Here is a 14,608-nt window from a genome sequence, read left to right as displayed (position 1 = left end):
GGCCGCCCCGGCCCTTCGGGTTGGGCCGATTTCGGGGCCCTTGCGGCGTTGCCACGCTTGCCCGGGCGTACAGCCCGGGCTGCGCGCGGCGCCTGGCCTGGGCCCCGAAATCGGCCCAACGCGGGGCTGGATTTCTGCCGCCCACGCTCCTAGCGAAGGCCTGTGGATCATGCGCGCACACGCCGAAGACGGCGCCACCGGGGAGTCGGTGGTCGCCGTCCGCGCGGGTCTGCGCTCACAGTTCGTGATCGAACTCGATGCACCGGGCGGCCCCGACGCGCTCACCGGCCTGCTCTGGGAGCGTGGGCAGCGGCCCACGCGCCTGGCAGCGGCTCAAGCCGCGAATTTCCTGCTGTAGACGGCCACCGGGAGCTGCGGGATGCGCGGCACCAGCAAGTGCTTCATCGCGGTGGCCGCGTGGTACTTGCGGATGAAGTCGACCCAGTGGGTGTCGAGCAACAGCGGGATCACTTCGGTCTGTGCCTCGGGATCGCCAGCGCGCTTGCTCAGGTAGTACGGTGCGCGCCAATCGAAAACGCCCTTGCGGCCGGGGTCGGGCAGGAAGATGTTCATCGCCAGGTCAGGGCTGCTGAAGTCCCAATTGATGTGGGGCGCCATATAGGGGTTGCCCGAGGCGCCGTACACCTTGACCTGCGAGAGCGCACCCCGCAGGTCCGCAGCGGCGGTCGTGACGGCATTGCTGACCTGGGCCGCCTGCAACCTGGCGGCCAGGCTGCGAAGGTCGGTCAGGCTGTCGGGCTCCACGAGGCTGAACGGCTTGTGGGTGTCGTACCGCTGCGCCGCGACCACCGCCGAGGTGATGCGGCCGATCTGCGCCGGCAGGCTGTCGATCAGCGCCAGCGACAGCCTGTCCAGCGCGACGGCCACCGCCGCCATGCGGGAGAGCTTGATCGCACCACCCAGCGTGGGGTGCGGCACCGGCAGCTTGGCCAGTTCCTGTGCGTTGGCCTGCGCCAGGCTCACGGCCAACTGCTCCGCGGTGACCACGTTGCGTTTGGCGACCTCGGCAAACACCCCTGGGTAGCTGCGGCCGGCGGTGAAGAAGTTGTAGTTGGCATAGCCCACTGCGTAGTGCGTATGCGGTGCCACGGTGTGCAGCACCTCGACGCAGAAGTTGAAGCAGTTGTTGAAGTGCAGCACTGCCACGCGGCGGTCGCCCGAGGGGCGGTCGGACATGCCCTGTTCCAGCGCCCAGCCCAGGCCCCAGGTGGCGATGGGGTAGTGCCCGCCGGGCAACAGGTGGCCGGGCAGTGTCGACTCGGTCATCGGCAGGTAGGGCAGGCCGTCCTCGGCCTCGGGCGTCTGCGAGCCTTCGCCGTCGACCACCCAGCTGTAGCGGCGCGGGCTGCCACCGCCGGATGTCGTGGTCTGCCCCGAGGCGCCGGGGGTGATTCGCGAGGCATCGATCTCCGGCAGGAAACCCGCGCCGTGGCCTTCCAGGCAGAGCACGATCTCGCTGCCGCGGAACCGGCGGTTGGCCTGCTGCAGCAGGTTGGCCAGCGTCCGCGGCGAGCCCATGTCGTGCTTCCAGCGCGGTTGCTCGATCTGCAGCGTGCCGCCTGCGTCGGCCCACACCAGACTGGTGTTGTCGGCGGCGCGGTCGATCAGGGCGCACACCTGCACCCCCTGGTCTGCCACGGCCTGCAACGCTGCGTACAGCGGGTGCTCGCTCACTTCGGTGGTGGTGCTGTCGGGGTAGGTGCTGAGCGTGGCGTCGTCGGCAAAGGGCGCGTACACGACCAGCGTGATCGGCCGCGCGGGGCCGGACTCGTCGCTGCAGGACAGGGTGGGTGCGGGGGTGTGCATGGATCCTCCAGGTGGTTGATGGTCGGTCCGGCTGCCGCGCTGGGCGGGCTCTGACAGACCCGGGCACTGTGCTACGCTGAAGCGCAGTCGGCATCACCCGTTTTTCGGCCGCCGCCGCACCGTGGCCAGACGATGGCCCGACGATCAGCCAAGCCACACGAGGCGCTGCACCGCGCCGTTCCAGAGACGCCCGCGATGCCGCAGCAGCACCGCCCACACGCCGCAGTGGGCTCCGGCGCGCCGGACCGCCTTGGCCAGGATCGGTGGTGGTCCTTGCTCAACGCCCTGCTCAGCGCGCTGCGCGAGCAGACACTCGCGCAACACGTGGCGCACCGGCAGCGCCTGGCGCGGCGCCTGCTGGAGCGGCTTGCACCGCCCGTGGCCTGGGTGCTGCCCGCCGCTGACAGCCGCATGGTGACCTGGGCCATCACCGAATGCCTGCGCTGGGCCGCCGAACAAGACCGCCCCGATGGACGCCCATGCGGCAGCCCCTTGCCGCCACACGCCTGGCGCGGCAGCCGCCCCTGGCGCCCGCTGCTGGCTCTGCTGGCGCTGCATGGCCTGCAGCCCGTGCCCGATCTGCCCGACCGCTACCGCGCGCGGCGCGAAGAGCCGGCCTTCGAGCACCTGGCAGGCTTGTGGGAGGTGGCGCCGAGCAGCATCTATCGCTGCGCCGACCGCGCGCGCAAGCGGCTGCTGCTGCAATGGGTGCGGCGCTGGGATGTCGAACGCCAGATCGCGCTGGCGCTGCACCTGCAGCAGGCGCTCGAAGCCGGTGTCGGACGCGGCTTGCTTGCCTCGAACGCGGTCGCCGCCGAAGCCGCGGATCCCCATGCCCTGAGCGCTGGCGCAGAAGCGCTGGCCGCCTTGTGGCAGACCCTGCGCAAGGGCGACGTGCAGGCCCTCGCGGCCGTGATCGCCCGCCATGGCATGCCGCTGGCCGGGCAACCGGTGGCCGACGGCCTGCTTGGCCAGGCCGCCGAGGGCTTGCCATGGCGGGCCCACGCCGTGCAGCTGGCGCTGGCGCGCGCGCGCCTGGCCCGCGTGCGCGGCGCTGGCGTCGACCAGCTGAGGCTGCTGGACGAGGCCCTGCGCATGGCCGAGGACGCCGCCCTGCTTGGCGAGGTGCGCACCGAACGCGCGCGGCTGTTCGAGCGCAGCGACGTGGACCGCGCCTGCGCCGAGTACCGCACGGCGATCCAGCAGTACCAGCAGGCCCTGCGCCAGCCCTCGGTGCGCGAGGGCGTGCACGAAGGCCTGATCGAGGCACTCGTGCGCCTGGGCTTCCTGCACACGCAGCGCAACGACCCGGCTTCGCGCCCGATCCTGGAGCAAGCACAGCGACTGGCCGAGCAGCAAACGCCGGGCAGCGACACGCAGGGTCTGCTCGAACATGCCTGGGGCGAGCAGCTGCGCCGCGAGGGTCGGCTCGATCCGGCGTTGGAGCACACGCACCGCGCTCTGCAGTGTTACGAGCGCAGTGGCAATGCGGCGCAGCAGCTGCGCGCGATGTGCACGCTGGCCATGATCCACGGTTACCTGGGTCAACTCGACCCGGCGCGCGCCTATGCAGGGCAGGTGCTGGCTCATGGCTGGCCTGGCCAGCGAGGCCATCGGCCACTACCGGCAGGCCTTGCAGGTGGCGACGCAGGCGGGTCTGCGCACGCTGATGGGCCGCGCGCACTACAACCTGGCCGAGGCGCACTACCGGCGCCTGCAGCTCGACAGCGACGCCGACGATGAGCGCCATGGCGACCACCACGCCGCGCTCTCGCGCGCGCTGTGGGACCTGAGCGGCGACCGCGCCGCCCTGGAGGCCACCGGGCGCTTGAAGGCCACGGTGCTGGGCGGCAACGAGCCGCTGATCTACGACCGCATGCTCAGTGGCGAGCTGCTGACGCACTTCGACGAGATGAGCGCGATCCAGACCCAGCGGTTGCGCCTGGTGACGCTGCCTGCCGAGCCTGCGGCGCAGGTGCAGGCGCGGCTGGCCATTGCCACCGCCTACACCACGATCGCCGTCAAGGAGCGCGAGGCCGCCCTGCGCTTGATGCACGACGCAGGCCTGGCGCAGGACTTCGCGCCCGCGCTGGCGGCACTGACGCGGCAGTTCGAGCAGGCGCTGTCCGAGAGCGAGCGGCTGGCCGCCGCGTGGGCGCGCGCACGCGGCTGCCCCACGCCACCGGGCGCGCTGCTGGCCGTGTCGACACGGGCGCTGCAGCACGCCGGCCTGGGCAAGCGCGACTACGCGCAGATGTGCCGGCTGAGCCCCGCCACGGCGTCCAAGCACCTGGGCCCGATGGTCGGCCTGGGCCTGCTGCGCCAGAGCGGCCGCGGACCCGCGACCCGCTACCACGCGGTGCTGTCGACCGCGACAGCCTGAACAGCCCTGAACATGCCCGCGACGCCGGCTCACCCCGTCTGCTGGGGAGCCGCCAACCGCGGTGCGGGGGCCGGCGGGGCTCACAACTTGGCGTTCAAGCTCCCCCGACTGAAGGGCTTGTGCTGCGTCCGTGGCGCCCCTGACCAGTGGCCTGGCGGCAGCGATCGGCGGCCGCACTCTGCCGCCGCCGAAAATCGCGGCTGTCGATGTCGATCGGGGCGGCTCCCGTGCATCTCAACCTCAGGAGCCGGCGTGTCGCGGGCTCCGTCATCCCTGTAGCCGGCGCCCGGCCCGCCACAGGCGGCTGACGCTGGACCCGGCGGTCACCGCGTTGTTCGAGGCGGCGCGCGTCAAGGTAGCTGTCGCCTCATTCATGCAGTCGGAGGCTGCCTATCGTCTGCTTTGGAGTGCGACGCGATGACCGAGTCGCATTCGGGATTGAGGGTGACTGGGCCGGTCGGTGTCCAGTCGCGTGTCGCGCCGGACCAGCGAGCTGGGTTGCGCTCACGGGCCTTGAGGTACAGCGCGTGGCGAGCTGCCAGGATGGCGTGATCGTGGCCGTCATGTCGCCGCCCAGGTGCGTGCGGCGTCGCGGTGTGTTGCAGCCCTGGCGTGCCCTGAGACATCCCTCAGTTGCCGGCCAGGTAGCGCAGGGCAGGCAGGCTCGGCAGGAAGAGATAAGCCCCGCCGCGCGTCGTCACGAAACGCGGCAGGCCGCGCAGGCGGATGACGCCGGACTTCACCGGCATGTCGAACCAGCTGTCCAGCGGGTCGTTGGCGCCCAGCAGAGGGTCGTTGCTGCCGGTGATGCGCGGGTCCTGCAGGCCCAGGTTCAGCCAGTCGTAGTGGATGGCCTCGAACTGCGCTGCCAGATTGGCGCAGACGAAGTGGCCGAGCAGACCGCGTTCGTTGCCGTCGTGCGGCTGAGTGCGGTCGTAGGCCGGGCCGTAGGGAATGCCGCGGCGCACGATGCGGCGCGTGTGGTTGGCCATGCGCTGCACGATGGTGCTGCCACGCGGGTTGCAGCGCCGCAGGTGCGCGCCGTAGGGGCAGCGCAGGCCCCGGGGGTCGTCCTGGTAATCGAAGTTGCCCAGCGGCACCGGCTGCGTGGGGTCCATCGCGTGCGGGTCGTCGGGCGAGAGCGCCAGCGGCACGCCCGTGCGCCAGCGGCCGCACATCTTGGCCGCCAGCACTTCGCGCAGAGCGGCAAAGCGGGTCAGGCCGCTCTGGGCCGGCCAGGCGCTGGCGTGATCCAGCAGCTCGTGCCCCAGCGGGTGCGCCAGCAGCTCGGTCGCGGCACTGTCCAGATAGGCCTCGAAGCCGACCACGTCCTGCGCCAGCACCCTGAAAGCGCTGAAGCTGCCCAGCAGGCCGAGCTGCGCCGGTTGGGGCGGGGTGAAGACCAAGTCCTCGAAGGCCGTTGCCTTGCCCAGCAGCACGGTGCCCAGGGGCGCCAGGGGTTGGGCATCGGGGTAGTCGGCAGGGTCGTGGATGCCGACGAAGCGGGGCTGGGAGATGTTGTCCCGGTAGCCGAAGTGCACCTCGTCACCCTTGTAGCTGCCGCCATCGACCGCGCCCCGCACTTGCCAGGCGCGACCCTGGCCGGCGGCTTGCACGCGCTGGTGCACGGCACCGAGGTGGGCGATGTCGTCAGCATGGATGGTCGCGATCAGGTGCAGCTTGTCCGTCTCTCTGAAGGCGGCGGGCCAGTGCGAAGGCGCGCTCGCGCCGGTGTCGCCCAACTTGACGGCGCGCGCTGCCATGCCTTCGTTGAACTCACCCGGAAAACTGGCCATCACCGATTCCGGCAGGCCCAGCGCTCGCAAGCCTTCGGACGTGATGCCGAGGTTGAAGCAGAAGTCCGGCTTCTGGTCGCCCCAATGCGCCTCGCTGGTGATCTGCGGCGCCAGCGCGGCGTCACCGCTGACGACGGCGCCCAGCCAGGACCGCGCCGCGGCGCCATCGGCCACGGCCAGCAGGAGGTGGCGCACCTTCTGGCGCCTGTAGCCGCGCAGGATGTTGCCTTGCAGCTCGCGCGGATCCAGCGGCCGCGGGTCGAGCACGGCGCTCACCAGCCCACCCCAAGGCGCTGGCGAACCTGGCCGACCGCAAAGCCCGGGTAGGCGCGGTAGCCGCTGCCCAGCGAGACATGGGGGTTGGCGTTGAGCTGCAGGATCAAGGCGCGCGGCAGCAGCATCAGATCGTCCTGGGACGGGTCGGTGTTCTGCTGGGCCAGCAGATCGGTGGCCAGGTCCGGCGCCTGGTACATGTCATGCGCGTGCACCCATTCGATGAAGGCCTCGACATGGGTCTCTGAGGGGATCACCGCGTCGCCGCCTTCGATGAGCTCGACGATGGCATCGAAGACGCTGCCGATGGTGGCGATGAAGTCGCGGATGTAGTTCGTGAAGTCGCCGTCATAGACCGAGAACATGCACAGGTTGTTGCCGACGATCACGAAGCGCGCGAAGTGCACGGTGCCGACGTTGTTCAGGCCGGCGTAGATCTCGTCGGTGTTCTGCGCCACGGCCAGCGCGGCCTTCGCGCGGCCCACCGCGGTCTTGTCCTTCAGCGGCATCACGAGATTCATCATGCGCTGCACGTTGTCGCCGGCTGCCGTGGCGTCGGGCGGGCCGCCGGGCTGCGGCTTCACTGGCGTGCGCCAGGCCCAGTAAGGCACCAGCACATGGCCGGCGATGAACTGGAAGAGGCGCGTGTCCGGCAGGGCATCGACAAGGTTGTCGAACCAGGTTTTGCGGCGGACGGGTGCGCGCGGCGCCACGGGTTTGGCGGTCATGGTTTTCAGGCCTCGGGGTGAAATGGGCAGCCGGTGCCGCCGCGCATCTGGCGCGAGGTCTCGTAAGCGCCGCGCCGCGCATGCAGGATGGGGTCTTCGGACAGCGCGATGCCCGGCACCACGCGGCAAGGGTTAAAGCTGATCCTCTCGCCATCACGCACCTGGTCATCGGCCAGCTTGGTCAGGCTGAGCAGGCCCATGACGACACGCTGGCGCTTGGCCGGCCAGGGCCGCGTGGGGTCGGCATAGTCGTCGCCGCGCTCGCCGATGGTCATCATCAGCACAAATTCAGCCGGCCATTGCGCGAGCCTGTTCTTCAACTCGGCCGTGAGGTAGTCGTCCACCGGCTCCGACTTGGGGTCGGTCGTGGCCACACCCGCTACGGGCTGCCAGACAAAACGTACCGGCCTGCGCACCTGGTCGGCGCCCAGCACGATGAAGGTGTGCACGGCATGAAAACTGGCGCGCGCATAACTGACCGGCGCGCCGATGGTCGCGGCGCTGAACACCGCCAGCTGGGCGGGCCGGTGCGCATTGGCGTAGGCCAGCGTGCCGGGCGTGCTGTTCATGGTCTGGCCGGCCGGCGGGTCGGGTGGCGGCGGCTTGAGCTGCAGCATGCCCAGCAGCTTTTGCCAGGCGCTCGGTACGACCACCGGCGTCTGCTCGGCGGCCTGGCAGAAGGCCAGGAAGTCCGGCACGGTGGCCGAAAAGAAGCTGCCCAGCGTCATCGCGATCAGGTCGGTGGCGCCGCCGTCCTTGAGATGAAAGCGCGTGGCCATGCCGCGCACATCGGACCAGCCGTCGTGCCGCTGCGGGCTGCCCGAGCCGTTGGAAAAGCGCACGTTCACCGGCACCGTGTGGCCCTGGAAGTGTTCGGCCACGCAGAACTGCCGGGCCACGTCGGATGCCACGAAAAAACCTTCGGCGCCTACACCCAGCGTGTGCACGGGGCGCGTGCCCGGCGCGTGGTCCGGGAAGTCACGGATGATGGCCTCGACGAGCTGACGGGAGATGGCGTCGTCGGCGCCGGGCGCCGTGGGCGCGGGGCCCCGCGCCGGGTTTGCGGCCTGGGCCTGGGCTCTTGCACCAGGGTGGGCAGGGACTGTCATCCGGATGTCTCCTCGGGCAGGGGCGGGGCATTGATGAGCGGCGGCTGGAGCAATTCGCCGGCCACCTCGGCGAAGAAGGCGCGCGCCGTGGGCAGGTCGAAGCAGGCACCGCGGGCCTGCGCCAACGCAAAGCTGGCCTCGGACAAACGCGCCCGGGCCGCTTCCACGAGCTGGCGGCCCTGGCGGCCCGGCGACACCGGCGATTCCCGCAGCGCCCCAGCCAGCGTGACGACGGCGCTGTCCGCCCCCAGCTGCGACAAGGGCAGCAGCGCGGCCTTGAGCGTGGCCCAGGCGTAGAAGGTGGCGCCATGCGTCGGGATCTCGGCGAGCGCGCGCAGGTGGATAGCCAGGGCTTCGGCCGGTGGCGCGGCGGCCGCCTGCAACTCGGCGATGAAGTGCTTGACGCGCTGTGCGCCCAGCAGGTTGCCGCCCATCAGCGCCCATTCCACCGAGATCTGGTACTCGGCAATGGCCTGGAGCGGGTCCTTGAAGCTCAGCGCCCGGCCGCGCGCGTAATGCACATAACCGAGCAGCGTCGGCTGCGTGATGCGCTGGCCGAGCAGGCTCACTTCCTGGACCAGCGCGCTGGCGCCGGCGTGATCGCCAGAACGCGCGGCCACGTAGACGGCCATGCACAGCGACGTGACTTCGCAGGGCAGGTTGCCGGCCGCACGGGCGCATTCAGCGGCCTGGCGGAGGTGCAGCAGGCACTTGGCGGTGTCCTGGGACCACTGCCCAATCTGGCCAGCCACGCCCTGCAGCCAGCCGGCACTGGCGGTCTGGCCTTCGGCTTCGGCCTGCAGCCCCAAGGCGATGAAACGCTCGGCGGCCTGGGTGTCGCCATCGGCATGGAAGGCATTGACGGCCGCTGCGGCCAGCAGCAGCGGCAGCTGCGGCAGCACGGGCAGGGGCGGCCGGGCCTGTTCGATCACACGCCGCGGCCAGGTCGTGGTTTCCACACCGCGCTGCGCGTAGTTGAAGAGAAAGAGCGAAGCCGCGATGTCTGCCGCCAGGTGCAGGTCTTGCGTCAGCGCGCGCTCGAAGGCCGAGCGCAGGTTGGCCAGTTCATCGAAGACCGCTTGGATGGCATGGGCCTCGTGGTCGCTGGTGATCTGCGCGGCCAGTTCGCGGCAACGCGCGGCGAAGACCTGGCCATGGCGGTGTTCGACCGCTTGCAGCTCGCCCGCACGCGCGAGCTTCTCGCGGCCGAAGGCCTGCACCGTCTGGAGCATGCGAAAGCGCCGCCCTGCGCCCGCGTCACGCGCGAGCAGCGAGGATTCGACCAACTCGTCGATGCCGTCCAGCACCGCCTGTTCAGCGTCGACATCGCCGGGCGCGGGGCCCAGGCACAGGGCCAGCGCCTGTTCTTCATGGAAGGGGCCCGAAAACACCGCCAGGCGGGCCAGGATGCGCCGGCTGGCCGGGTCGAGCAGCCCATAGGACCATTCCAGCGTCTGGCGCAGGGTCTGCTGGCGACCGGCGCGGCGCTGCAGGCGGCTGGCGCCCAGATCGAGCGGATTGGTGACGCCGGCGGCGATCTCCTTGACGCTCAGACGGCGCAGGTGGCCGGCCGCGATCTCGATGGCCAGGGGCATGTGCTCCAGGTGCGCGCAGATGCGTTCGATGGTGGCGAGATCTTCGGCACTGGCCTGGAAGCGGTGGTCGACGAGGCGCGCCCGAGCCACGAAGAGCCGCGCTGCCGTGGATTCAGCGGGCGCGCCGCTCCCGTCATGCGGCTTGTCCAGGCGGGGATTGTTGCGCTGCCCGGTGCGCTGTCCGTGCTGCCGTTCGTGCTGGCCGAGAGCGGCCACCTCGAACAGGGCCTCGCCGTCCACGCCCAGCGTGCGGCGGCTGGTGTTGATGATGAAGAGCGTGGGGCAGAGGTGCGCGAGGTCCAGCACGGCTTCGGCGATCGGGTCCAGCACGTGCTCGCAGTTGTCCATCAGCAGGATGGCGCGCGCGCCGTGCAGCTGCTCAAGCACCTGGGTGCGCGGATGCATCCCGGGCTGGGGTTCGATCAGCAGGCTGGCAGCCACCACGGGCCAGACATCGGCGCCGCGCTCCAGCGCCGACAGGTCCACGAACCAGGCGCCATCGGGGAAGGAGGCCTTGAGCGAACGCGCAAACTCAACCGCCAGTCGTGTCTTGCCGATGCCACCCGGGCCGATGAGCGTGAGCACACGCGAGGCGTGTGTCATCGCCACCAGGTCTTCGATTTCTTCCTCGCGGCCGAAGAAGGCGTTCAGCGTGGCCGGGAGGTTGCCATCGGCCGTCTCGCGCTTGCCGCCAATCGGCGGAAAGACCCGGGGCAGGCCAGGCATGTCGAGCTGCAGCACGCGCAAGGGGTCGATGCCCTTGAAGTGGTGGTCGCCCAGGTCCACGAAGGCCATGCGGCCGGCCTGCACCTCCGTGGCCAGCAGGGCCACACTGGGCGCGGAGACGAGCACCTGGTCTGCATGCGCAGCGCTGCCCAGCCGGGTGACGGTGTGAAGGGCGGGGCCGAACCAGTCGCTGCCACGCGGCCGGGCCAGGCCGGTGTGGATGCCGGCGCGTATCAGCAGCCGGCCGGTGGGCCCCCAGGCCGCCGCGCGCAGGCCGCGCGTGGCTTCCTCGATGGCCAGCACGGCCCGCAGCGGGTGGTCGAAACTGGCATAGACCCCATCGCCGGTGTTCTTGAAAGGGTCGCCACCATGGCGGCGGATGGCCGCCTGCAGCAAGTGGTCATGCAGGTCCATGGCCCCGAGCATGTGGCCCGGGTAGCGCCGATGCAAAGCCGTGCTGCCCACCACGTCGGTGAGCAAAAAGGTGCGCTCGATGCTCGTTGTCGAACTGTCCAAGGTTTGCGGTCCTGCTGCGCTGCGCGCCGGCCGGTGGCTCGGCGCGCGTGGAGTTTGCAGCAGAGGAACACCCAGCGCCAGATTGCGGGGCGCGCTTCGAGTGGCGTTGGGCGCAGCGATAGCCGAGACAGCATGGCAACTCGTCTGCCTGTCAAGCTGCACTCTACCCGCAACAGGAGGATCAGGAAGGCTGCCGCAGTTCTGGCACACCGCGCGGCCAGCGCTTCAGCGCGGCGCCGACCCACGTTCCTGCCCGGTGTCGCCGGCCCAGTAGCGCTGCATGACGATGTAGGTGTAGGACGCGGTCCAGCCGATGAGCAGCAGACCGTTCAGCGCCTCCACGCTGGCCAGCGCACGCAGCGCACCTTGCGGCACCACGTCGCCATAGCCCAGCGAGGTGTAGGTCTGGGCGGAGAAGAAGAGCGTGGTGGCCCAGTCGGGCGCCCCCGATGCACCGAGTGCGCCGATGCCAAGGCCGTTCACCAGCCCGTAGGTCGCCGCCGCGTAGAGCCCGATCTCGAGTGTGTGCGCCGCGAACGTGGCCAGCAGGACCACGATCAGCCTGGCCCGCGGTGCCATGTGCAGCCGCGGCAGCAGGGCGCCGACCACCCGCAGCGCCTCGTAGTGCAGCAAGGTCGCCAGCACGATCAGCGCCACGCAGGCGAAGACGGTGATGCCCATGGGTCTGCGCTATGGCCCCGTGATCTGCCCGCAGCGGCCGGTGCCCATGCGATCAGCCGATGTGCACCGGCACGAAGACCCGCTCGCCGCCGCGCTGCAGCAGCAGCGCCACCGACTTGCCGGCGCGCGCCACCAGGCTGCGCGCCTGCTCGACGCTGGCTATCGGCGTGCCGTTGATGGCCAGCAGCAGATCGTTCGGCTGGATACCGGCGCGCGCCGCGGCGCCGGTGCTGGTTTCCACCACCAGGCCGACGTCGGTGCCCGCCCGGCGGCGCTCCTGCGGCGACAGCGGCCGCAGCGCCAGGCCGAGCCGGCCCGCCGCGGCCGTGCTGGCGGGCTTGTCGGCCCGGGCCAGGCTGGCGTCGCGTTCGGTGCGGTCGCCCAGCTGTGCCTTCAGTTCCTGGTGCCGGCCCTGGCGCCACACCTCCATCGACACGGTCGTGCCCGGGTCGCGCTGCGCCAGCAGCGCCGGCAGGTCACCCGAGGCGACGATGGCCTGGCCATCGAGCCGACGCACGACGTCGCCCGCCTTCAGGCCGGCCCGCTCGGCCGGGCCGCCGGGTTCGATGCCGGACACCAAGGCGCCTTCGGGCCGGTCCAGGCCAAAGGCATCGGCCAGTGCCTGGTCAACCTCCTGCACGATCACGCCGAGCCGCACGTGGGTGGCGTGGCCGCTGGCGACGATCTGGTCCTTCACGCGCACCGCGACGTCGATGGGAATGGCGAACGACAGGCCCTCATAGCCGCCGGTGCGGCTGAAGATCTGACTGTTGATGCCGACGACCTCGCCTCGCGCATTGAACAGCGGACCGCCGGAGTTGCCGGGGTTGATGGCGGCATCGGTCTGGATGAAGGGCACGGCGCTGTCGTCGGGGAGCATGCGGCCCTTGGCGCTGACAACCCCGGCGGTGACGCTGTTCTCGAAGCCGAAGGGCGAGCCGATGGCCAGCACCCATTCGCCCACGTGCAGCTGCCGCGGATCGCCCAGTGGCACGGTCGGCAGGCCGTGGGCTTCGATCTTCAGCACGGCGACGTCGCTGTGGCGGTCGCTGCCCAGCACGCGCGCGGCGAACTCGCGCCGGTCGGCAAGCTTGACGGTGACCTCGCTGGCACCGTGCACGACGTGGGCGTTGGTGAGGATCAGGCCGTCGGCGCCGACGATAAAGCCCGAACCCTGGCCGCCCAACGGCTGGGGCAGGCCGTTGGGGCGTTGCAGCAGCCCTTCCTCGCCGGCCACGCGCGACAGGCCGCGGACGCTGATGTTCACCACCGCCGCGCCTTGCCGGGCAGCGATCTGCGACAGGTCCGGCAGCAGCGGTGCGCCGGCAGCGGCTGGCGCTATGGGTTCCGCCATGGCGGATGCGCCGCAGGGCAGGGCGAGCGCCGCAAGTGGCTGCGCCTGCGCGGCAGGGTGGGCAACACCCGGGAACAGTTGGTGCGAGATCAGGCTGGTGCCGGCGCCCCCGATCAGGCCGGCCGCCACCAGGCTCAGCACCCCGAAGCGGCCGCTCAACGGCACGGCGGGCGAACGGCTGGAGAGTTCAGTTTCGGGCTTCATCGTGGCTCCTCGGCCGCATCCGGCGGCACGGGCTCACTCTGCGCCGTCGACCTTAGGTCGGGCTTAAGCCGGACGCGGCCGGCAGGCGCAGCTCGGCGCGCAGCCCACCCAGGCGCTCGCTGCGGCCGAGCGCCAGCGTGCCGCCGTGGGCCTCGGCAATGGTCTTTGCGATGGCCAGCCCCAGGCCGTTGCCGCTGGCCGCGGCGCCGGGCACGCGGTAGAAGCGGTCGAACACCCGATCGCGCTCGGCGTCGGCGATGCCGGGACCGCTGTCTTCCACGCGCAGGCACCAGATGGCGTCCTGGCGCTGCAGCGCAACGTCGACGCGTCCGCCGCTGGGTGTGTACTTCACGGCGTTGTCGAGCAGGTTGCGCATCAGCACGCGCAGCGCCTCAGGGTCGCCGGCGATCGTCGTGTCGGCGGCCGGGGGGCCGGCGGCCTGCAGGTGAGCTTCCGGCGGCACCAGGCCGAGGTCGATGCGCCGCTGCTGTGCGGCCGGCGCCATGTCGGCCAGTGCCAGGCGCAGCACGTCCATCAGCACCACGGGCTGCGGCGCGGGCCGGGCGCCGTCCTGCTGGCGGGCCAGCAGCAGCTGGGCGACGAGATGACTGGCGCGCTCGATGCCGGCGTCCAGGCGCTGCACGGCGCGCTGCCGTGTGTCGTCGTCAGACGCGCGAGCCAGGCCCTGCACCTGCAGCTTCAGCGCCGCCAGCGGCGAGCGCAGTTCGTGCGCGGCATCGGCCACGAAGCGCTTCTGCGCCTCGAAGGCCTGCTGCAGCCGGCCGAAAAGCCCGTTCAGCTCGTGCACGACCGGGCGGATCTCGCTGGGCAGCGGCCCTTCGCCCACCGGTGCCAGGTCGTCGGCGCGCCGCTGGGCCAGCTGCGCGCGCAGGCGCTGCAGCGGGGCCAGCGAGCTGCCCACCACCCACCAGGCCGCGGCCATCAGCTGCGGCACCAGCCATGCCACCGGTGCGGCGGTGCGCAGCGCCAGCGTGCGCGCCATCTCGCGGCGGATTTCCATGTCCTGCGCCACCTGGATCACCTGGCGCGGCGTCTGCACCGAGAACACGCGGTAGGTGCCGCCGCGCGCCTGCACGGTGGCGAAGCCGAGCACGGCACGGTCGGGCAGCTCGGCGCGCTGGGCCGAGCGGTACAGCAACTGGCCGTCTGCGGCCCAGATCTGCACCACGAAGTCGAAGTTCTCGTCGCCATGCTCGGGTGCTTCAGCCAACCCGGCGTCGGGCTCGAAGGGCAGGCCGCCGCGCAGCGACAGCGCGGTCTGCTGCATGTGGTAATCGAACACGGCATCGGCCTCGGCCAGCGCGGTGCGGTAGGCCACGCCGGCCTGGACCGCAGCCACCAGCGCGATGGCCACGCCCAGGTAGACGAGCAGCCGGGTGCGCAGCGAATGGGGAC

The 14,608-nt window shown here is 71.1% G+C and carries 10 protein-coding genes; 2 read left to right on the top strand and 8 right to left on the bottom strand.

What is annotated here, in order from left to right:
- Positions 1 to 169: 169 nt before the first annotated feature.
- Positions 170 to 358 (top strand): hypothetical protein, encoded by a 189-nt coding sequence (locus tag KA711_04830; protein ID MCM0608306.1) that lies wholly within the window; start codon positions 170 to 172, stop codon positions 356 to 358.
- On the opposite strand, the gene KA711_04825 is transcribed toward KA711_04830, so the two are convergent.
- Positions 334 to 1,827, bottom strand: coding sequence for a hypothetical protein (locus KA711_04825; GenBank protein ID MCM0608305.1), 1,494 nt, complete (start codon positions 1,825 to 1,827; stop codon positions 334 to 336). The two genes, KA711_04830 and KA711_04825, sit on opposite strands and share 25 nt — an antisense overlap.
- Positions 1,828 to 1,959: 132 nt before the next feature.
- On the opposite strand from KA711_04825, the gene KA711_04820 reads away from it, so the two are divergent.
- Complete coding sequence (locus KA711_04820) at positions 1,960 to 3,570, top strand: tetratricopeptide repeat protein (protein ID MCM0608304.1); 1,611 nt, start codon at positions 1,960 to 1,962, stop codon at positions 3,568 to 3,570.
- Between the two features lie 1,269 nt (positions 3,571 to 4,839).
- Here KA711_04820 and KA711_04815 read toward each other — a convergent pair.
- The 7 genes from KA711_04815 to KA711_04785 form a co-directional block, all read right to left on the bottom strand.
- Positions 4,840 to 6,282, bottom strand: a complete 1,443-nt coding sequence (locus KA711_04815; protein MCM0608303.1) for a hypothetical protein — start codon at positions 6,280 to 6,282, stop codon at positions 4,840 to 4,842.
- Entirely contained in the window at positions 6,279 to 7,007 is a 729-nt protein-coding gene (locus tag KA711_04810) for a hypothetical protein (GenBank protein ID MCM0608302.1), read from the bottom strand. The genes KA711_04815 and KA711_04810 overlap by 4 nt, the downstream gene beginning before the upstream one ends.
- Positions 7,008 to 7,012: 5 nt before the next feature.
- On the bottom strand, positions 7,013 to 8,116 hold the full coding sequence (locus KA711_04805; GenBank protein ID MCM0608301.1) for a catalase: 1,104 nt from the start codon (positions 8,114 to 8,116) through the stop codon (positions 7,013 to 7,015).
- Positions 8,113 to 10,953 carry an adenylate/guanylate cyclase domain-containing protein gene (locus KA711_04800; GenBank protein MCM0608300.1) on the bottom strand — a complete coding sequence of 947 codons (2,841 nt, stop codon included), beginning with the start codon at positions 10,951 to 10,953 and terminating at the stop codon, positions 8,113 to 8,115. Before KA711_04800 ends, KA711_04805 begins: the two co-directional genes overlap by 4 nt.
- A 225-nt stretch (positions 10,954 to 11,178) precedes the next feature.
- Positions 11,179 to 11,634, bottom strand: coding sequence for a two pore domain potassium channel family protein (locus KA711_04795; GenBank protein ID MCM0608299.1), 456 nt, complete (start codon positions 11,632 to 11,634; stop codon positions 11,179 to 11,181).
- A gap of 52 nt (positions 11,635 to 11,686) precedes the next feature.
- A complete protein-coding gene (locus KA711_04790) occupies positions 11,687 to 13,192 on the bottom strand; it encodes a Do family serine endopeptidase (GenBank protein MCM0608298.1) in 1,506 nt (501 codons plus the stop codon).
- A 52-nt stretch (positions 13,193 to 13,244) separates the two neighbouring features.
- Positions 13,245 to 14,597 (bottom strand): sensor histidine kinase N-terminal domain-containing protein, encoded by a 1,353-nt coding sequence (locus KA711_04785; protein ID MCM0608297.1) that lies wholly within the window; start codon positions 14,595 to 14,597, stop codon positions 13,245 to 13,247.
- Between the last annotated feature and the right edge of the window lie 11 nt (positions 14,598 to 14,608).

Source organism: Ideonella sp. WA131b (assembly GCA_023657425.1).
Classification (GTDB): Bacteria; Pseudomonadota; Gammaproteobacteria; order Burkholderiales; family Burkholderiaceae_C; genus Rubrivivax.
This window is presented reverse-complemented; position numbering and strand designations above follow the sequence as displayed.